This window comes from Haliea sp. (genome assembly GCF_041395985.1).
Classification (GTDB): domain Bacteria; phylum Pseudomonadota; class Gammaproteobacteria; order Pseudomonadales; family Halieaceae; genus Haliea.
In genome coordinates this window covers 151,081-169,368 of the sequence record NZ_JAWKZJ010000003.1, presented here as the reverse complement: position 1 = coordinate 169,368, position 18,288 = coordinate 151,081, and the positions used below count along the sequence as shown (strand labels likewise).

General features: G+C 61.6%; 16 protein-coding genes. 14 read left to right on the top strand and 2 right to left on the bottom strand.

The genetic code is table 11. From position 1 onward, the window contains the following. Positions 1 to 12: 12 nt before the first annotated feature. The 3 genes from R3E49_RS07185 (at position 13) to R3E49_RS07175 (ending at position 2,765) form a co-directional block, all read left to right on the top strand. A complete protein-coding gene (locus R3E49_RS07185; protein ID WP_371294426.1) occupies positions 13 to 984 on the top strand; it encodes a Rieske 2Fe-2S domain-containing protein in 972 nt (323 codons plus the stop codon). A gap of 60 nt (positions 985 to 1,044) precedes the next feature. Further along, positions 1,045 to 1,809, top strand: coding sequence for an acetoacetate decarboxylase family protein (locus R3E49_RS07180; RefSeq protein WP_371294425.1), 765 nt, complete (start codon positions 1,045 to 1,047; stop codon positions 1,807 to 1,809). A gap of 77 nt (positions 1,810 to 1,886) precedes the next feature. Further along, entirely contained in the window at positions 1,887 to 2,765 is an 879-nt protein-coding gene (locus R3E49_RS07175) for an SDR family NAD(P)-dependent oxidoreductase (protein WP_371294424.1), read from the top strand. A gap of 55 nt (positions 2,766 to 2,820) precedes the next feature. On the opposite strand, the gene R3E49_RS07170 is transcribed toward R3E49_RS07175, so the two are convergent. Continuing rightward, positions 2,821 to 3,468, bottom strand: a complete 648-nt coding sequence (locus tag R3E49_RS07170; RefSeq protein WP_371294423.1) for a TetR/AcrR family transcriptional regulator — start codon at positions 3,466 to 3,468, stop codon at positions 2,821 to 2,823. 78 nt (positions 3,469 to 3,546) lie between these two features. Further along, positions 3,547 to 5,205 (bottom strand): DNA repair protein RecN, encoded by a 1,659-nt coding sequence (gene recN / locus R3E49_RS07165; protein WP_371294422.1) that lies wholly within the window; start codon positions 5,203 to 5,205, stop codon positions 3,547 to 3,549. Positions 5,206 to 5,334: 129 nt separating this feature from the next. On the opposite strand from recN, the gene hrcA reads away from it, so the two are divergent. The 11 genes from hrcA (at position 5,335) to R3E49_RS07110 (ending at position 18,288) form a co-directional block, all read left to right on the top strand. Continuing rightward, on the top strand, positions 5,335 to 6,369 hold the full coding sequence (gene hrcA / locus R3E49_RS07160) for a heat-inducible transcriptional repressor HrcA (RefSeq protein ID WP_371294421.1): 1,035 nt from the start codon (positions 5,335 to 5,337) through the stop codon (positions 6,367 to 6,369). 129 nt (positions 6,370 to 6,498) lie between these two features. Beyond that, positions 6,499 to 7,110, top strand: coding sequence for a nucleotide exchange factor GrpE (gene grpE / locus R3E49_RS07155; RefSeq protein ID WP_371294420.1), 612 nt, complete (start codon positions 6,499 to 6,501; stop codon positions 7,108 to 7,110). A gap of 99 nt (positions 7,111 to 7,209) precedes the next feature. After that, on the top strand, positions 7,210 to 9,132 hold the full coding sequence (dnaK, locus tag R3E49_RS07150; protein WP_371294419.1) for a molecular chaperone DnaK: 1,923 nt from the start codon (positions 7,210 to 7,212) through the stop codon (positions 9,130 to 9,132). A gap of 115 nt (positions 9,133 to 9,247) precedes the next feature. Further along, positions 9,248 to 10,381, top strand: a complete 1,134-nt coding sequence (dnaJ, locus tag R3E49_RS07145; protein WP_371294418.1) for a molecular chaperone DnaJ — start codon at positions 9,248 to 9,250, stop codon at positions 10,379 to 10,381. Continuing rightward, positions 10,378 to 11,181, top strand: coding sequence for a 4-hydroxy-tetrahydrodipicolinate reductase (gene dapB / locus R3E49_RS07140; RefSeq protein WP_371294417.1), 804 nt, complete (start codon positions 10,378 to 10,380; stop codon positions 11,179 to 11,181). The genes dnaJ and dapB overlap by 4 nt, the downstream gene beginning before the upstream one ends. A gap of 36 nt (positions 11,182 to 11,217) precedes the next feature. Next, entirely contained in the window at positions 11,218 to 12,072 is an 855-nt protein-coding gene (gene trxA / locus R3E49_RS07135; protein ID WP_371294416.1) for a thioredoxin, read from the top strand. 108 nt (positions 12,073 to 12,180) lie between these two features. After that, positions 12,181 to 13,965, top strand: a complete 1,785-nt coding sequence (locus R3E49_RS07130) for an alkyl sulfatase dimerization domain-containing protein (RefSeq protein WP_371294415.1) — start codon at positions 12,181 to 12,183, stop codon at positions 13,963 to 13,965. Between the two features lie 55 nt (positions 13,966 to 14,020). Next, positions 14,021 to 15,199, top strand: coding sequence for an acyl-CoA dehydrogenase family protein (locus R3E49_RS07125; RefSeq protein ID WP_371294414.1), 1,179 nt, complete (start codon positions 14,021 to 14,023; stop codon positions 15,197 to 15,199). Between the two features lie 27 nt (positions 15,200 to 15,226). After that, positions 15,227 to 16,366, top strand: a complete 1,140-nt coding sequence (locus tag R3E49_RS07120; protein ID WP_371294413.1) for an acyl-CoA dehydrogenase family protein — start codon at positions 15,227 to 15,229, stop codon at positions 16,364 to 16,366. Between the two features lie 90 nt (positions 16,367 to 16,456). Continuing rightward, the gene (locus tag R3E49_RS07115; RefSeq protein ID WP_371294412.1) at positions 16,457 to 17,497 is read left to right on the top strand and encodes an LLM class F420-dependent oxidoreductase; all 1,041 of its coding nucleotides are present in this window, start codon (positions 16,457 to 16,459) and stop codon (positions 17,495 to 17,497) included. Beyond that, positions 17,497 to 18,288 (top strand): SDR family oxidoreductase, encoded by a 792-nt coding sequence (locus R3E49_RS07110; protein ID WP_371294411.1) that lies wholly within the window; start codon positions 17,497 to 17,499, stop codon positions 18,286 to 18,288. Before R3E49_RS07115 ends, R3E49_RS07110 begins: the two co-directional genes overlap by 1 nt.

Sequence of the window (18,288 nt, the reverse complement as noted above, 5' to 3'; positions counted from 1 at the left end):
GAGGAAATGACGATGAGCAAACGTTACGAAAAGCCCATTCCGTTTGGCTGGTATGCGATTGATTACAGCGACGGCCTGAAACCCGGCGATGTCCGTCCGGTGGAGTATTTTGGTCGCGAACTGGTGCTGTTCCGCACCGAATCCGGCACGGCCTCACTGCTGAGTGCGCACTGCCCGCACCTGGGTGCGCACCTGGGCTATGGCGGCATCGTCAACGGTGAATCCATCAGCTGTCCGTTCCACGCCTGGGAGTTCAATAACGAGGGTTACTGCACGTCTGTTCCCTATGCCAAGCGCATGCCGCCGAAAGTGGAGGGCAAGCAGTGTGTGCCCAGCTACCCGGTTATTGAGCGCAACCAGATGATCTGGGCCTGGTACCACCCTGAAGGCGCGGCGCCGATGTTCGATATTGACGAGATCCCTGAGCTGGCCTCCGGTGAGTGGACGCCCCTGGACACCTATGACTGGAAGATCAACACGATCATCCAGGAAACCGGCGAGAACGCCGCAGACCTCGCGCACTTCATCACCGTCCACGGCAGCCCGGCAATGCCCCAGGGCACGGTCGAGATGGATGGCCCGCGTCGCGTGACCGAGTTCGACTCGCGTGCGCACGCGATTGACGAGCAGGGCAACGTGGACCTGAGCGGCGAAAACCACGATGCGATCCACCTGCGCTCCGAGGGCGTCGGCCCCGGTTTTACCTTCCAGCGTTTTTCCCGCATGTTCGATGTGGTGATGATGGGCACGGTGACGCCGATTGACGACCAGAACGTCCACCTGCGTTTCAATTTCTCGGTGCCGCGCAAACAGTCAGAAGACAACGCCATGATGGCCACCGGTACCGTGCACGAGATCGTGCGCCAGGTAGAGCAGGATATCCCGATCTGGGAGCACAAGGTCTATCTGGATGATCCGGCGCTGTGCGACGGAGATGGCCCCATTGCCAAGTATCGCAAGTGGTTCCAGCAGTTTTATGCCTGAGCCCCTCCGGGCTCGGGAAAGCAAGGTTACAGAGAGCACCCATAACAGAGGATAAAGCGTATGAACGAAAAACTAGCCACAACGCCGGGCGATCACTACAACTGGCCGATGTTGAAAATCCGCTACCTGACGGATCCGGCCAAGCTGGCGGCGGTGCTGCCCCCCGGTTTCGAGCCCGGCAGCCGCCCGGAAGTGACCCTGACTGTGTACAACGTGCCGGTAAACGGTGAGCCGGAGCAGGGCCTGCTGACGACGGTGCTGTGTAACTACAAAGGCCAGGAAGGCCAGTTTGCACTCGGCTACGGCATCGACAAGGAAGCGGAAATCTTCATCAGCCAGGAAAAGTTTGGCCAGCCCAAATACCCGGCGGAGATCAAGTACTACCGTCTCGGCGAGGAAGTCGGTGCCCGCGTTACGCACCAGAACTACACGTTCCTGGAGTTTTACGGCAAGGTGACCGACACGCTGGACAACGGCCCCAAGTTCGACGAGCACGAGTTCTGGGTGAAGTACTCCCGTGCAGCGTCCTACGTGAAAACCGGCTTCGATTTTCCGCCGCATGTGGTCAATGTCGTCTCCAACTACGGTACAGCGCAGAAACTCAAGGTTGAAGGTGAGCTGATTCTGCGTGACAGCCCCTGGGATCCGCTGACTGAGCGTCTGCCGCCCGTCTCCAAGCCAGAAACCTTCCTGTGGACGCCCGAGTTCCTGGGCCGCAGTGTGGATCTGGGTGATCCGCTGGATGCCGACGCGTTTGAGCCCTGGGCCAACACCATCGGCAATTCCCGCTGGCGTGGCGTTAATGGTGGCCCGCTGAAGGGCTGAGAACGCCTTCGGTTTACTCCTGGCCGCTGGCGTTTGCCCGCGGCCTTTGACGTTTTATAACAGAGGATTTCCCCACTATGCAGGATTTCAATAACAAGGTTGTGGTCATTACCGGTGGAGCAAGTGGTATTGGCAAGGCCCTCGGCCGAGCGTTTCTGGCCGCGGGCGCAAAAGTGGTGCTTTCGGATGTGGAGCGCGCCGCGCTGGAAGCGACCCGCGATGAACTGGCGGCCAACGGTGGCACGGTGCGCGCCATCGTTACTGATGTGTCCAAGCCCGAATCTGTCAATGCGCTGGCAGATGCGGTGTTCGATGAGTTCGGTCACTGCCATGTGCTGTGCAACAACGCCGGTGTAAGCGTTACCAACACCAATGTCTGGGATACCACGCCGAACGACTGGCAGTGGGTTCTGGGCGTGAACCTGCGCGGTATCGCGCACGGTGTGCAAGCCTTTGTGCCGCGCATGCTGGCATCGGGTGAAGAAGGCGTCGTCATGAACACCTCATCAGGTGATGGCGGCATTTCGCCGCTGGCGGATCAATCGGTGTACGCCTCCAGCAAGGCGGGGGTGTCCATCATGACGGAGTGCCTGAATGCCCAGCTGGTGGGCCAGGAAACCAAGCTGCGCGCCTGCATCTTCTACCCTTCAGGTGGCATCCTGCCTACCGGCATCTGGACCACACGGCGCAATCGCCCGGAGGAACTGGCGCGTGAGAAGCCGGTGCCAGAGGGCGGTGAAATGACCTTCGACGAGTTCATGCAGGGTATGAAGGAGATTGGCGTTGATCTGCCGGTGCAGGACCTGGACGAGCTCGCCGAGTTTGCACTCGACGGTCTGCGCAAGCAGGACTTCGTGATCATGATTGGTCGCGAGACCATGGAGGCGACCCTGGTGGAACGCGCACGCAAGCTGGCGCGTGGCGAATGCCCCATCAGCCACGGCTTGCACGGTTAGGTCTGTGCGAAGGGCCGGTGTGCATTGCGCGCTCCGGCCTTTTTACAGGCAGCGCCTACCCCTGGGCAGCGCCGCTAACTCTCAACCGGGCGCGCTCGCGCACCAGGCTGCGGCAGAGAAAGTCTATCAGCTCGTCATAACGCTGCCCCGCATCATAGTCGGGGTTGTGCAGGTGGTTGAGAATCACCGTATCTATCATACCAACGGTCATTTCCGCGCAGAATTCCGCCGACAGGCTGTCCTTGAGGTCGCCCGTGCTGGCGCTGTACAGGCGCAGGAAGTTCTCATTCATCACTGACAACAAGGTCGCGCCGCTGGCGAGGCTGTTGCCAATACTGGCGATGGAATAGCGCGCCAGTTCATGTTCCAGATCGGAGGCCTGGCAGAGCTGCTGCTTTTGCATCCCCAGCACGTGCGAGATGCGTTCGTCCAGATGGTCGAAGCGCTCCAGGGCCTCGTCTACCGAGCCCCTGACCAGTTCCAGCGTGCGACTGACGCAGATATCAAAGAGCAGGTCGTGGCGCGTGCCGTAGTAGTTATAAAAGGTTTTACGGGAAATGCCGGCACGCTCGCAAATGGCGTCAATGGTCATATCCGCGATGCCGCTCTGGCCGATCAGTGTGAGCGCTTCCTCAATGATGCGCGAGCGCTGCGCCTGCTTCTTGCGCTCTCGGAGACTCTTGCGGGGTGGTGGGTTGCTCAAAATAGGTGTCTTTTTGTGGCGGCAGGAGACTGTCTATGACCGTCCACCATACACCAGAAGCCGCGCCCGCTGCCAGTCTCAGGCGCCCTCTGCGTCACGCAGCATCTCCCGGGCGTGGGCCAGTGACTGCTCGGTGAGCTTGACGCCGCCCAGCATGCGGGCGATTTCCTGCGCCCGCTGGTCGTCTTCCAGTGCGGTCATGCGTGTCCACGCGGCGGTTTTGTCCGACGTCTTGCTGACCAGCAGGTGCCGGTGCCCCTGCGAGGCCACCTGGGGCAGGTGAGTGACGCAGAGCACCTGCGCCTCGGCTGCCAGCCCGCGTAGCAGGCGGCCCACCACCTCGGCCACGGCGCCGCCGATGCCGACGTCCACCTCGTCAAAAACCATGCTGGGTAGGGTACCGCTCTTGGCGGTGACCACCTGAATGGCGAGGCTGATGCGCGACAGCTCACCGCCGGAAGCGATTTTGCCCAGGGGCTGTGGCGCTGAGCCGGGATTGGTGCTGATCAGGAATTCGATATCTTCCGCGCCGTGCGAGTGGGGTGCGCGCGTCTCGCGTGGGGTCAGGGCAATGTCAAAACGGCAATCCGCCATGGCCAGCGTGTGCAGCACCTCGGTGGCCCGGGCGACCAGATCCCCGGCTGCCTTGGCGCGCTCTTTGCTGAGCCGAGTTGCGTCCTTGCGGTAGCTTTCCGCGAGGGCATCCAGCTCGCGTTGCAGTTCTTCTATACGCTGGCCGCCCTGGGCAAGACCGGCGAGCTCCTCCTGTAGACCCGCCTGAAGCTCGAGCAGCTGCGGCGGCTTTATGCGGTGCTTGCGCGCTACGTCGTGCAGTTGCTCCAGGCGTTTCTCAACCTCAGCCAGCCGCTCCGGGTCGATTTCGATGGAGTCGATGTAGCGCTGTATTTCACGGCGCGCCTCCTCCAACTGTATCGCTGCGGAATCCAGCAGGCTGCGCGCGTTGTCGGCAGTCTTGCTGCCGCTGGCGACGCGCATCAGCTGCAGGGCATGGCGGGCGCTGCCGGCCTGCTCTTCGCAGATCTCCAGTGCCTGGTGCGCGCCCTGGAGAATATCTTCGGCATTGGCCAGAAGGCTCTGGTCGCGCTCCAGTTCCTCCAGTTCACCCTCGCGCAGGCCCAATTGCTCCAGTTCATCTACCTGGTAGGCGAGCAGTTGTGCCCGTGCGGTGGCCTCGTCCCGATTGCCGGTGAGCATGGCCAGCTCGCGCTGGCCTCGCAGCCAGTCCGATGCAGCCTGCTCGACGCGGCGCGCCAGCGCCTGCTGGCCGGCGAAGGCGTCAAGCATGGCCCGCTGTACCGGTTTGCGCAGCAGCGACTGGTGTGCGTGCTGGCTGTGGATATCGATCAGCAATTCACCCAGCTCGGCGCAGTCCTGTAGCGTGGAGGCGCTGCCGTTAATGTAGGCGCGCGAGCGCCCCTCGGCCGTTACCACCCGGCGCAACAGGCATTCGTCACCGTGGTCCAGGTCGCGAGCCCGCAGCCAGGCGGTGGCGGCGGCGTTGTCGGCGATAGCAAAGGTGGCGGTAACCTCGGCGCGCTCGCTGCCGCTGCGCACCGCCTTGGGGTCTGCCCGGTCGCCCAGACACAGGCCCAGCGCATCCAGCATGATGGACTTGCCGGCGCCGGTTTCCCCTGTGATGACGGTCATGCCGTCATGGAATTCCATGTCGAGCGTGTCGACGATGGTGTAATCGCTGATGTGAATATGGGTGAGCATGGTGAGCCGCTTGGGTATTTGGTCTGTTATACCGCAGATCCCCCGCGGCATAAACATCCGCAGCGCTCATCGCTTTGTATTCCGCGGGGGCTGTGATACAACCGGGGCAGCAGTCACACAGGGTGGAGTATGAGCTCAGCGGATTTATCGGAACGGGCACGGACCATTCTCAAGGCGCTGATTGAGCGTCACATTCGCGACGGGCAGCCGGTCGGGTCGCGCAGCCTGCTGGAAGAGGCCGGCTTGTCGGTGAGTGCGGCCACAGTGCGCAATGTGATGTCTGACCTCGAAGAGCGAGGCTTGCTGCACTCGCCGCATACCTCGGCGGGGCGTGTGCCCACCGCCCAGGGGTACCGATTGTTTGTGGATCGCCTGCTGCAGGTGCAGCCATTGGACGAACGGGCGGTGAGCGCCCTGCGCGAGCAGCTGCATCCGGACAAATCCACGACAGAGCTGGTGCAGTCGGCGTCGTCACTATTGTCAGCCATTACCGCCCAGGCTGGCCTGGTGACGGTGCCCCGTCCAGAGACCCATCAGCTGCGCCAGGTTGAATTCCTGCCGCTGTCCGGGGACCGGGTACTGGTGATTCTGGTGGTCAATGAGCGCGAGGTGCAGAACCGCATTATCCACACCCAGCGCGCCTTCACCGAGGCCGAGTTGCGGGATGCCGCCGCACTGGTCAATCAGCGCTTTGCCGGCCGGCCCCTGAATGAGGTGCAGAGCCGTATTCTGGCCGAGATGGAGGATGCCCGCAGCCGTATCGACAGTTATCTGCAGGCGGCGCTGGATCTGGCCAGCAAGGCGCTGGACCAGGAGGCCCCGGAAGACGAATACCTCATGGCCGGCGAGTCGCGTTTGCTGGGCCACGTCAGCCCGGAAGATGTAGGGCGCCTGCGTGAGTTGTTCGACGCCTTTGAGCGCAAGAAAGATCTACTGCATTTGCTGGAGCGCTGCACCCGCGCCAACGGGGTGCAGATCTTTATCGGCAATGAGGCGGGCTTTGAGGTCTTCGGCGACTACAGCGTGATTACCGCCCCTTACACAGACGGTGCCCGTACGCTGGGCGTGCTCGGGGTGATCGGGCCCACGCGGATGCCCTACGAACGGGTGATACCGGTCGTGGACATCACCGCGCGTATGCTGAGCTCCGCACTGTCCAACTGAGCAGGGCCGCCAGAGTTCGGCGGCCTTGAAATTTACCCCGGTCGTCCCAACATCTTCCCCAACCACAGCGGGGCGGTGCAGCGGCGCCGTGCCTGTGTCATTCACAAGTGCCAGTGATGGAGTCCAGACGTGGCTGATAACGAGCAAAACACACCCGAATCCGAGCCCGGTGAGGGCGGTAACCAGCGGCAGGCCGCGGAAGCGGCCGCCTATGCGGACACGGCCGCATCCACGCAGCCTGAGGGAGCGGAAGGCAGCGAGGAGCAGACACCGGAAGCGCTGATGGCAGCGCTGGAGGACGATCTCAATGCCGCTCGGGATGCGGCCCTGCGGGCCCAGGCGGATGCCCAGAATATCAAGCGCCGCGCAGAACAGGACGTGGAAAAGGCGCGCAAGTTCGCCCTGGAATCGTTTTGCAAGGAACTCCTGCCCGTGGTCGACAACATGGAGCGCGCATTGGCGGTAACAGCGGGTCACGACGAGTCGGTGAAACCCATCATCGATGGCCTGGAGCTGACGCTGAAAAGCTTCGTGGATGCCCTGCGCAAGTTTCACATTGAGCCGATTGACCCGGAAGGGCAGCCGTTTGACCCGCAGCTGCACCAGGCCATGAGCCTGGTTGAAAACGCGGAAGTGGAGCCGAATACGGTCATCGCGGTCATGCAGAAGGGCTACACGCTGAATTCGCGCCTGGTGCGCCCGGCGATGGTCATGGTCAGCAAAGCGCCAACCGGTGAGTAAAAACCGTTTCGGCCCCTTGAAATTGCCGACCCAGCGCCAATATAGACAACAAGTGAATACTGCAGCCGGCTGAGCCGGCGCAAATGAGGAGATGAACACATGGGCAAGATTATCGGTATCGACCTGGGTACCACCAACTCCTGCGTCGCGGTGCTCGAAGGGGGCAAGGCGCGCGTTATCGAGAATTCCGAGGGCGATCGCACAACGCCGTCGATTGTGGCGTACACCCAGGATGGCGAAATTCTGGTGGGGCAGAGCGCAAAACGCCAGTCCGTCACCAACCCGAACAACACCCTGTACGCGGTGAAGCGCCTGATTGGACGCAAGTTCAAGGATGACGTTGTGCAAAAGGACATCAAAATGGTGCCCTACAAAATCGTCGAGGCCGACAACGGCGATGCCTGGGTGCAGGCCAAGGACGAAAAAATGGCACCGCCCCAGGTATCCGCTGAAGTGCTGCGCAAAATGAAGCGCACCGCGGAAGAGTATCTGGGCGAGACGGTGACCGAGGCGGTCATTACCGTGCCCGCCTACTTTAACGACTCCCAGCGTCAGGCCACCAAGGACGCTGGTCGTATTGCCGGCCTCGAGGTGAAGCGCATCATCAACGAGCCGACGGCGGCTGCGCTGGCCTATGGTATGGACAAGGCGAAGGGCGACCGCACGATTGCGGTATACGACCTGGGTGGCGGTACATTCGATATCTCCATCATTGAGATCGCCGAGGTGGATGGCGAGCACCAGTTTGAAGTGCTGTCGACCAATGGCGACACGTTCCTGGGCGGTGAGGACTTTGACCTGCGGCTGATCGAATACCTGGCGGCGGAGTTCAAGAAGGAGAGCGGCATCGACCTGCACAACGATCCGCTTGCGCTGCAGCGTCTCAAGGAAGCGGCAGAGAAGGCGAAGATCGAATTGTCGTCCAGCCAGCAGACCGAAGTGAACCTGCCCTATATCACCGCTGATGCAACGGGTCCCAAGCACCTGGTCGTGAAGCTGTCACGCTCCAAGCTGGAATCTCTGGTGGAGGAGCTGGTCAAGCGCTCCATGGAGCCGGTCAAGATGGCACTCCAGGATGCAGGTCTGAGCCCCAGTGAAATCAACGATGTGATCCTGGTGGGCGGCCAGACCCGCATGCCGATGGTACAGAAGGCCGTGGCGGATTTCTTCGGCAAGGAGCCGCGCAAGGACGTCAACCCTGACGAGGCGGTTGCCATGGGTGCGGCTATTCAGGGTGCGGTGCTCTCCGGCGACGTCAAGGACGTGCTGCTGCTGGACGTCACCCCGCTGACGCTGGGCATTGAGACCATGGGTGGTGTTGCGACACCCCTGATTGAGAAGAACACCACGATTCCGACCAAGAAATCGCAGGTGTTTTCAACGGCGGACGACAACCAGACGGCTGTGACCATCCACGTGGTTCAGGGTGAGCGCAAGCAGGCTTCGCAGAACAAGTCGCTGGGCCGCTTTGACCTGGCGGACATTCCGCCGGCGCCGCGCGGCATGCCACAGATCGAAGTGACTTTCGACCTGGATGCCAACGGCATCCTGAATGTGTCCGCGAAGGACAAGGCTACGGGCAAGGAGCAGTCGATCCGCATCACGGCTTCTGGTGGCCTGAGCGAGGAGGACATCGAGAGGATGGTGGCGGATGCCGAGGCCAATGCGGATGCCGATGCGCGGTTCGAGGAGCTGATCGCGGCACGCAACAGCTGTGACGGCCTGGTGCACGCTGCGCGCAAGACGCTGGAAGAGGCGGGCGATAACGCCACTGCCGATGAGAAGGCAGCGATTGAGGCGGCGATCAGCGAGGCCGAGGAAGCGCTCAAGGCGAACGAGAAAGACGCCATTGAAGCGGCAGCGGCCAAGCTGACCGAGGCAACCGGTCCTGTGGCCCAGAAGATGTACCAGGCGCAGGCAGAGGCGGCGCAGGGTGCTGAAGCAGGGGGCACGGAGCAGTCCGCGGCGGGCGATGACGCGGTTGACGCTGAGTTCGAAGAAGTGAAGGACGACAAGAAGTAGGCGTTAGCGCTTCCTGTCACCGGGGCGCAGGGCGCCCCGTCGGTAAACTTGACCACGCGGGACCTGAGAGCCCGCGTCGTCATTTGCGAGAATGCAGTTTAACGTCAGGCTGACTATGTCAAAACGCGATTATTACGAAGTGCTCGGGGTCGAGAAAGCGGCCGACGAGAAGGACATCAAAAAGGCCTATCGACGGGTCGCCATGAAGTATCACCCGGATCGTAACCCTGACGACCCGGATGCTGATGAGAAATTCAAGGAGGCGACCGAGGCCTACGACGTTCTGATGAACGCAGAGAAGCGCGCGGCCTACGACCGCTTTGGCCACTCGGGGGTCGACCCCAGCATGGGTGGGGGCGGTTTTGGCGCAGGTGGCGGTAGTTTCAGCGATATCTTCGGGGATGTGTTCGGCGACATTTTTGGCGGCGGCGGAGGCCGTGGACGCGGAGGGCCACAACGCGGTTCAGACCTGCGCTACACGCTGGATATTTCGCTGGAAGACGCCGTAAAGGGTACTACCGTGGAAATCAAGGTGCCCACACTGGCCACCTGTGACGAGTGCGACGGCACCGGTGCACGAAAAGGCAGCTCACCGGTGAATTGCACCACCTGTGGCGGCATCGGCCAGGTGCGCATGCAGCAGGGCTTCTTCCAGGTGCAGCAGACCTGCCCGACGTGCCGCGGCCGCGGCAAGATGATTTCCGACCCCTGTGGCAAGTGCCACGGTCAGGGGCGCGTAGAGAAACGCAAGACGCTGTCTGTGAAAGTGCCCCCGGGTGTGGATACCGGCGACCGTATTCGCCTGTCCGGTGAGGGCGAGGCCGGCCCCGACGGTGGGCCGCCCGGCGATCTTTTTGTGCAGATGTCAGTGCGACAACACCCGATTTTTGAGCGCGACGGCAAGAATCTGTACTGCGAAGTGCCCATTACCTTCGTGGATGCTGCCCTGGGTGGGGAGCTGGAAGTGCCTACACTGGACGGTCGGGTAAAGCTGAAAATTCCCGCCGAAACCCAGACCGGCAAGCTGTTCCGACTGCGCGGCAAGGGTGTTAAACCGGTGCGTGGTGGTGCGGTTGGCGACCTCCTGTGCCGTGCCGTGGTGGAAACCCCGGTCAACCTGAACAAGAAACAGAAGGAGCTGCTGCGGGAGTTCCAGGATAGCCTCGGCCAGGGCGGTGACGCACAGTCGCCGCGCCAGACCAGCTGGTTCGAGGGTGTGAAGGCCTTTTTCGACGATATGAAGCCATGACGATACGAGTGGGAATCACCGGTGCGGGTGGGCGTATGGGTCGCACCCTGATCGAAACCATCGCCCAACAACCGGGACTGCAGCTGGCCGCTGCAGTAGAGCAGCCGGACAGCAGCCTGATCGGTGCAGACGCCGGTGAACTGGCCGGCCTCGGCAAGCTGGGTGTGCCGGTCTCTGCCGTACTTGCCGATGTGCTAGAGAACATCGACGTACTGATCGATTTTACGGTGCCTGCGGCCACGCTGGCCAATCTGGAGACCTGTGCCCGGGCGGGTAAGGCCATGGTGATCGGCACCACGGGTTTCACGGCGGATCAGGATCAGCTGATCAAACAGGCTGCGGGTAAGATTGCGGTATGCAAGGCCTCCAACTTCAGCACCGGCGTGAACCTGTGCTTCAAGCTGCTGGATATGGCTGCGCGTGTTCTGGGTGATGATGTCGATATCGAGATCGTTGAGGCGCACCATCGGCACAAAATCGATGCACCTTCGGGCACGGCTCTGTCTATGGGCGGGGTTGTGGCCAATGCCCTGGGTCGGGATCTTGCGGAAGTGGCGGTGTATGGCCGGGAGGGTCAGACGGGTGCGCGCAAGCGCGACACGATTGGCTTTGCCACCGTGCGCGCCGGCGATATTGTGGGGGACCACACCGTGATATTTGCCGCCGACGGTGAACGGGTGGAGATTACCCACAAGGCTTCCAGCCGCATGTCATTTGCCCGCGGCGCGGTACGCGCGGCGGGATGGCTGGTGGGCCGGGAGCCGCGGCTGTATGACATGCAGGACGTTTTGGGGTTATAAGCCGGCCCCCTCACCCTATGCGCTAGAGGAAAGCTTGTGACAGAGTGTATTGTCAACATCGATGAGAGCAACGCAGCGGCCCTGCTGATTGAGGAATCCCATCGGCGGCCGGTGGTCGTTGACTTCTGGGCCGACTGGTGCGGACCCTGCAAGAGCCTGATGCCGGTGCTGGAAAAGCTGGCCAATGAGTACGCGGGCGCGTTCCTGCTGGCCAAGGTGAATGCCGACGAGCAGCCCATGATCTCCCAGCAATTCGGGGTGCGCAGCCTGCCGACCGTGATGGTGATGCAGGGCGGTCAGCCGGTGGACGGATTCGTCGGTGCGCAGTCCGAGGCGCAGGTGCGGGAACTGCTGGAAAAGTACCTGCCCAAGCCCTGGGACGGCCTGCTGGAGCAGGGTCAGGCGTTCATGGCCCAGGGCGACTTCAGCTCTGCCCTGGGTCCGCTGCGGCAGGCCTTCGAGGATTCCGGGCAGCGCCATGACATTACCCTTGCATACGCCCATGCCCTGCTTGAGTGCAACCGGCTGGACGATGCACAGGCGGTGCTCGACACCGTGCGCATGGCCGATCAGGACCCCGCGTGGGAGCAGTTGGTTGCCCAGTTGAAGCTCAAGCGTGAGGCCGCGGTAACACCCGAGATGGCAGCGCTTGAGGAGCGCCTGGAGGCGGAACCGGGCAACCATGACGTGCGCCACCAGTTGGCGGTGCAGTACACCAATGCCGGTTACTTCCGCGAGGCGCTGGAACACTTGATCACCATCCTGCGGCAGGACCTCAACCATGCCGACGGGGCGACCAAAAAGGCGCTGATCGATACGATCGCAAGCCTGGGCAAGAGCGACCCCCTGGCTGCGGAGTATCAACGCAAGCTCTATAGCCTGCTGTACTGAGCCGCCCCCCGCGGGCAGCGGGCGGGCTCCGGTGCTTGTGTTGCGGTGCGGTAATCGTTAAGGTACATGCCCTGGCGATGAAAAACATACTCCAAGGTCAAACCCGCTATGGCGCGTACCCGTAATACGGCCCCGATGCAGCGTCTGCGCCACTTGTGCAGCAGCGTCATTGCGGTTGCGTTGCCAGGCTTGCTTGCCTGCTCGGAGCCGCCAGCACCAGCGGAGGTGCCAGTGGCCGGCAGTGCCGAGCTTGAGGCCCACTCTGCCGAGTTTCGCCGGGATATCATCGAGGTGGTGCCGGGTATTCATGTCGCCATCGGGTACGCGCTGGCCAACGTCATTCTGATTGAAGGTGATGACGGCGTCATCATTGTCGATACCACGGAATCCCTGCAGGCCGCACGTGCGGTAAAAGCCGAATTCGACCGGATCACCGACAAGCCGGTGAGCGCGATTATCTACACCCATAATCACACCGATCATATTTTTGGCGCCGAGGCGTTTGCCGAGGGGCGCGATGTCCCTGTCTATGCCCACAGGACCACCTGGACTCATATCGAGCGCATCATGAATGTGTTGCGACCGGTCATTGAGACCCGCTCCTTCCATATGTTCGGGAACTATCTGGCGGCGGGTGGAGAACGCATCGTCAACGACGGTATCGGTCCGGCACTGGCGCACAGTACAAGCGGTGAGGGTGATATTTATGGGTTGCTGCCGCCTACCCACACGGTTGATGAGCAATTGGAGATCACCATCGCGGGCCGTCGTCTGGTACTGATGCACGCCCCCGGCGAGACCGACGACCAGTTACTGATCTGGCTCCCCGAGGAGCGTGTGCTGCTGCCCGGCGATAACGTCTACAAGGCCTTTCCCAATCTCTACACGATTCGCGGTACGCGCTACCGCGATGTCATGCAGTGGGCCGACAGCGTACGCCTCATGCGTTCACTGGGGGCGGAGCACCTGGTCCCCAGTCATACCCGTCCCGTGTCCGGTGCCGCAGAGATCGATGAGATCCTCAAGGTTTATGGCGATGCTATCCAGTTTGTGCATGACCAGACCGTGCGCGGCATGAATCAGGGGCTGGAGGCGGACGCGCTTGCGCGGCGGGTTGAACTGCCTGCCGAATTGGCGGCGCACCCCTGGCTGCAACCGTTTTATGGCACCGTAGCCTGGTCGGTGCGGGCGATCTACAACGGCTACCTGGGTTGGTACCAGGGCGATAGCAGCACACTCTTTCCCACGCCGGCGGGTACGCGCGCGCAGCGCCTGCTGGCGCTTGCCGGTGGGGCGTCTGCGGTGCTGGCCGAAGCCCAGGCGCAGCTGTCGGTTGATCCGCAGTGGGCGGCAGAGCTCGCCGATCTGGTGCTGGAGGGCAGTCCGGATTCTGTACCGGTTGCCGCTGAGCTGAAGGCGCGTGCGCTGCGTATGCTGGCAGTGAACACACCCAACCCCAACGCCCGCAACTGGTATCTCACCGACGCGTTGGAGCTCGAGGGGCGCATCACGACCGGGCCTTCGCCCATCAGTGCGGAGCGTGTCGCGTTCGCCGGCACTTTCCCGGTGGCGGGGGTGCTGCGCAGCATGGCGGTAAACCTGGATCCGGAGCGCAGTGCAGGCGTGGATGAGCGCGTCGTATTTGTTTTCCCTGATCAGGACGCTCGCTATGCCGTGCACGTGCGTCACCAGATTGCGGTCATTGAGCCGCTGGAGGCAGTACCCGAAGACGAGAGTCTGGTGGTGACAGTGGCAGCCACGGAGTGGTTGGGGTTGCTGGCCGGTCAGCGGAGTTTTCCGGTCGCGTTGGCCGACGGCACGATCAAGGTGTCCGGCGGACTGGCGGACACTGCCCGTTTAGTGCGTTTTCTGGCGCTGTTTCGCCAGGAGTAAATTTATCGAGACCCACCGGGTCTCTCTAGATCAAAATCAAACAAGAGGTAGCCACGTGGATACAAGTTTTGCTCCCGAAGATCTCGCGTTTCGCGATGAAGTGCGTGCGTTTTTTGCAGAAGCCTATGACAGCGAACTGCAGGCGCGGCTGAACAACCTGGAAACGTTTAAGGAAGCGGTAATTGACTGGCAGAAACGCCTGTACAAGAAAGGCTGGATTGCCCCGGGTTGGCCCAAGGAGTATGGCGGTACGGGTTGGAACGCCACACAGAAATTCATTTATGAAACTGAGCGCAGCGCTGCGGGCATCCGCGACGTGATTCCCTTTGGCCTCAACATGGTTGGCCCGGTGATCTATGCCTTCGGCAACGAGGAGCAGAAGGCGCGCTTCCTCCCCGGTATCCTGCAAAGCGACGACTGGTGGTGCCAGGGGTACTCAGAACCGGGTGCTGGCTCCGACCTCGCCTCGCTGAAAACACGTGCGGTTCGTGAAGGCGACGAGTACGTGGTCACCGGCGCCAAGATCTGGACCAGCTACGCACAGTACGCCGACTGGATATTCTGCCTGGTGCGCACCAGCAATGAGGGCAAGAAGCAGAATGGTATCAGCTTCCTGCTGATCGACATGAAGACGCCGGGCATCAAGGTCAACCCCATCGTATCCATTGATAACCACCACAGCCTGAACGAGGTGGAGTTCAACGAGGTCCGGGTGCCCGTTGCCAACCTGATTGGCGAGCAGGATAAGGGCTGGACCTACGCAAAGGCGCTGCTTGCCCACGAGCGTACGGCCATCGCAGGCGTTGCCGACAGCAAGCGCAGCCTGGCCGAGACCCGCGCATTTGCCGAGCGTGAAGTGAATGGCGGCAAATCCCTGTTGAGCGATCCGCTGTTTCAGAAGCGGCTGTCCGACATTGAAATTGAGCTGATGGCGCTGGAATTCACCGAACTGCGCGTGCTGGCCACCGTGGCGGCCGGCGGTGCGCCGGGCGCGGAATCCTCAATGCTGAAAATCAAGGGCACCGAAATGCAGCAGGCTGTGCAGGAGCTGCGTATGGAGGTGGCGGCCTACTATCAGGGCGTGCTGCCCAACGATCTCACCCCGGAGCAGTTGGGGCATGACTTCGGCTCCCAGGCTCGCCAGACCTATATGTATGGTCGCGCATCAACCATCTACGGCGGGTCCAACGAAGTGCAAAAGAACATCATCGCCAAGGCCGTACTCGGCCTTTAACCCCGGATTGTTGGAGAGGACAGAGCAATGAATTTCGAGTTTACAGAAGAACAGGGCATGCTCCGGGACAGCGTGGCGCGCTTTGTGCAGGACAGCTATGACTTTGATACGCGCTGCAAAATAGCCGCCAGCGATGAGGGCATGAGCCGCGAAAGCTGGCAGACCTTCGCCGAGCTGGGCTGGCTGTCGGTGCCCTTCGCCGAAGCCCACGGCGGGTTTGGCGGTGGGCCGGTGGACACCATGGTGATGATGGAAGAGTTCGGCAAGGGCATTGTGCTGGAACCCTACCTGGCTACCGTGCTCCTGTTCGGTGGCCTTTTGCAGCGCGGTGGCAGCGTGGAACAACAGGCAGAGCTGATCCCGCGCATCATTGAAGGTAGCTGCCTGGGCGCATTCGCCTATCTGGAACGCCAGAGCCGCCACGCGATCACGGACATCAAGACCACGGCAGCCGTTCAGGGTGACCAGCTGGTGCTCAACGGTGAGAAAGTTGTGGTGTTCAACGGCGCCAGCGCTGACCAGCTTATCGTTGCTGCTCGCAGCAGCGGGGAGCAGAGCGACGAAGACGGCATTACCCTGGTGCTGGTGCCCGCAGATGCTGCAGGCGTGGAGCGCACGGCTTACCGGATGATGGACGGGCAGGTGGTGGCCAATATCACCTTCACGGACGTACGCGTGCCGGTGGCGGATATCGTTGGTGAAGCGGGCGAAGGGTATGCCGTGATGAGTCCGGTGATCACCCGGGCCAACGTGGCGCTGGCTGCCGAAGCGTTGGGTATTATGGGGCAGTTGAACGCCAAGACGCTGGAGTACACCAAAACGCGCAAGCAGTTCGACGTTCCTATCGGCAGTTTTCAGGCCCTCCAGCATCGCATGGTGGATACCTTTATGGCCTACGAGCAGGTCAAGTCGCTGCTATACCGCGCAGTTTGCGAGCTCGATGGCGAGGGTGACGATACCGCAGCCTGTGTACACGCACTGAAGGTGCTGGTCGATCGCAACGGCAAGAAAATATTTGGTGAGGCGATACAGTTGCACGGCGGCATGGGGATCACCGATGAGCTGGATATTGGTCACTACGCCAAGCGCTTGATGATGATCAACACCACCTTTGGCAACGGCGACTATCATCAGGCAAAGTTCAACGAACTGCGCTACAGTGCCTGAAGCAAAATAGAACGGTGCCTGCGGCGCCGCACGCTATGAGTGCGGTGTGCGCGCGGCAGCCGTTTCGATCATGAACCGGGAGAACACATCATGAAACTGGGTATATTGCTGGGGTACTCTGGCAAACAGATCAACATCCCGCTGGACCTGATTCACCGTGCGGAAGCCATGGGTTACGACTCCGTATGGACCGCCGAGGCCTATGGCAACGACGCCGTCACAGCCGCTACCTGGGTGTTGGCACAGACCAGCAAGATCCGTGTGGGCACTGCCATCATGCAGATGCCGGCAAGAACGCCTGCCATGTGCGCGATGACGGCCATGTCGCTCGACCAGTTGTCGGGTGGTCGCTTTATCGTCGGCCTGGGCGCTTCCGGTCCGCAGGTGGTGGAAGGCTGGCACGGCGTACCTTACGGCAAGCCGGTGACCCGCACCCGTGAGTACATCCAGATCATGCGCAAGATCATGGCACGTGAAGGCCCCGTGGAGTTCGACGGCGATATGTATCAGCTGCCCAACACGGGCCCCGGCACAACGGGCTTGGGTAAGCCCCTGAAATCGATTCTTGAGGGCAATCCCAACATCCCCATCTACACGGCATCGATTACACCGGCAGGCCTGCGCTGTGCGGGCGAAGTGGCGGACGGTGTGTTCCCGGTATGGATGGACCCCGACAAGTTCAGCATCCTTGGTGACCACATCCAGAAGGGTTTTGACACCGCGGGCAACGGCAAGAGCCTTGCCGACTTCGATATCGCGCCATTTGTCTCGGTGGCGGTGAACGATGACCTCAAGGCCGCCTATGATTCGCTGCGTCCCTGGCTTGCGCTATACATCGGTGGCATGGGGGCGAAGGGCAAGAACTTCTACAACGACTACGCCACTCGCGCCGGTTACGGTGAGGTGGCCGAACGTATTCAGGATCTCTATCTTTCGGGCAAGAAGGCCGAGGCAGAGGCATTGGTGCCAGACCAGTTGCTCGATGAGGTCGCTCTGGTCGGGCCCCGGGAGCGCATTGTGGAACGCCTGTCGAGCTGGAAGGCTGCGGCGTCCCGCGGCGAAGTGGGCACCATGCTGCTGGGTGTGCACGACCCGGACGTGCTGGAGTTTTTCGCCAAGGAGCTGCTGTAGTGCAGGTGAACGGCGGCGTTGTCATCGTTACGGGCGGTGGCAACGGCATCGGCAAGGCGCTCTGCACACGCTTCCATCGCGAAGGCGCACGGAAGGTGGTGGTCGCAGACCTCCACGCAGCTGATGCCGAGGCCGTCGCAGCGCTGGTGGACGGCGATGCCTATCCATTGGATGTGCGCGATGAAGCCGCGTTGAAGTCCATGGTTGATGAGGTCACGGACAAATACGGTCATATCGACCTGTTCTGCAGTAATGCAGGCATCATCGCCGGTGACGGTGAGCCCTGGTGGGCGACCTCGGCGCCGAACGAGACCTGGCAAGCGATGTGGGAAATACACGTTATGGCCCATGTGTACGCCGCTCGCGCCTGCCTGCCCGGGATGTTGGCCCGCGGGCAGGGCTACCTGCTGAATACCGTGTCAGCTGCCGGCTTGCTGAACCAGGTGGGCGACGCAGCCTATTCGACGACCAAACACGCGGCAATTGGATTTGCCGAGGCCCTTGCAATCACCCACGGCGACGATGGCATCAAGGTGTCTGCGCTCTGCCCACAGGCCGTGGCCACACAGATGATCGGCAGCGTGGAGGAGGGCGGTACCGCAGGTGTCGACGGCATTCTGACGCCTGATGAAGTGGCAGAAGCGGTTGTAGAGGGGCTGGCTGCAGAGCGCTTCCTGATTCTTCCTCATCCCCAGGTGGCCGACTACCGGGCTCACAAGGCAGCCGATTACGACCGTTGGCTGGGCGGTATGCGCAAGCTGCGCCGGCGCTTCGGTAACCCTAACCTGTAG

Coding starts and splice junctions, on each gene's coding strand:
- dapB (WP_371294417.1), top strand. CDS start 10,378: ATGACGATACGAGTGGGAATCACCGGTGCGGGTGGGCGTATGGGTCGC.
- R3E49_RS07180 (WP_371294425.1), top strand. CDS start 1,045: ATGAACGAAAAACTAGCCACAACGCCGGGCGATCACTACAACTGGCCG.
- R3E49_RS07115 (WP_371294412.1), top strand. CDS start 16,457: ATGAAACTGGGTATATTGCTGGGGTACTCTGGCAAACAGATCAACATC.
- dnaK (WP_371294419.1), top strand. CDS start 7,210: ATGGGCAAGATTATCGGTATCGACCTGGGTACCACCAACTCCTGCGTC.
- R3E49_RS07130 (WP_371294415.1), top strand. CDS start 12,181: ATGGCGCGTACCCGTAATACGGCCCCGATGCAGCGTCTGCGCCACTTG.
- recN (WP_371294422.1), bottom strand. CDS start 5,205: ATGCTCACCCATATTCACATCAGCGATTACACCATCGTCGACACGCTC.
- dnaJ (WP_371294418.1), top strand. CDS start 9,248: ATGTCAAAACGCGATTATTACGAAGTGCTCGGGGTCGAGAAAGCGGCC.
- R3E49_RS07175 (WP_371294424.1), top strand. CDS start 1,887: ATGCAGGATTTCAATAACAAGGTTGTGGTCATTACCGGTGGAGCAAGT.
- R3E49_RS07185 (WP_371294426.1), top strand. CDS start 13: ATGAGCAAACGTTACGAAAAGCCCATTCCGTTTGGCTGGTATGCGATT.
- R3E49_RS07120 (WP_371294413.1), top strand. CDS start 15,227: ATGAATTTCGAGTTTACAGAAGAACAGGGCATGCTCCGGGACAGCGTG.
- hrcA (WP_371294421.1), top strand. CDS start 5,335: ATGAGCTCAGCGGATTTATCGGAACGGGCACGGACCATTCTCAAGGCG.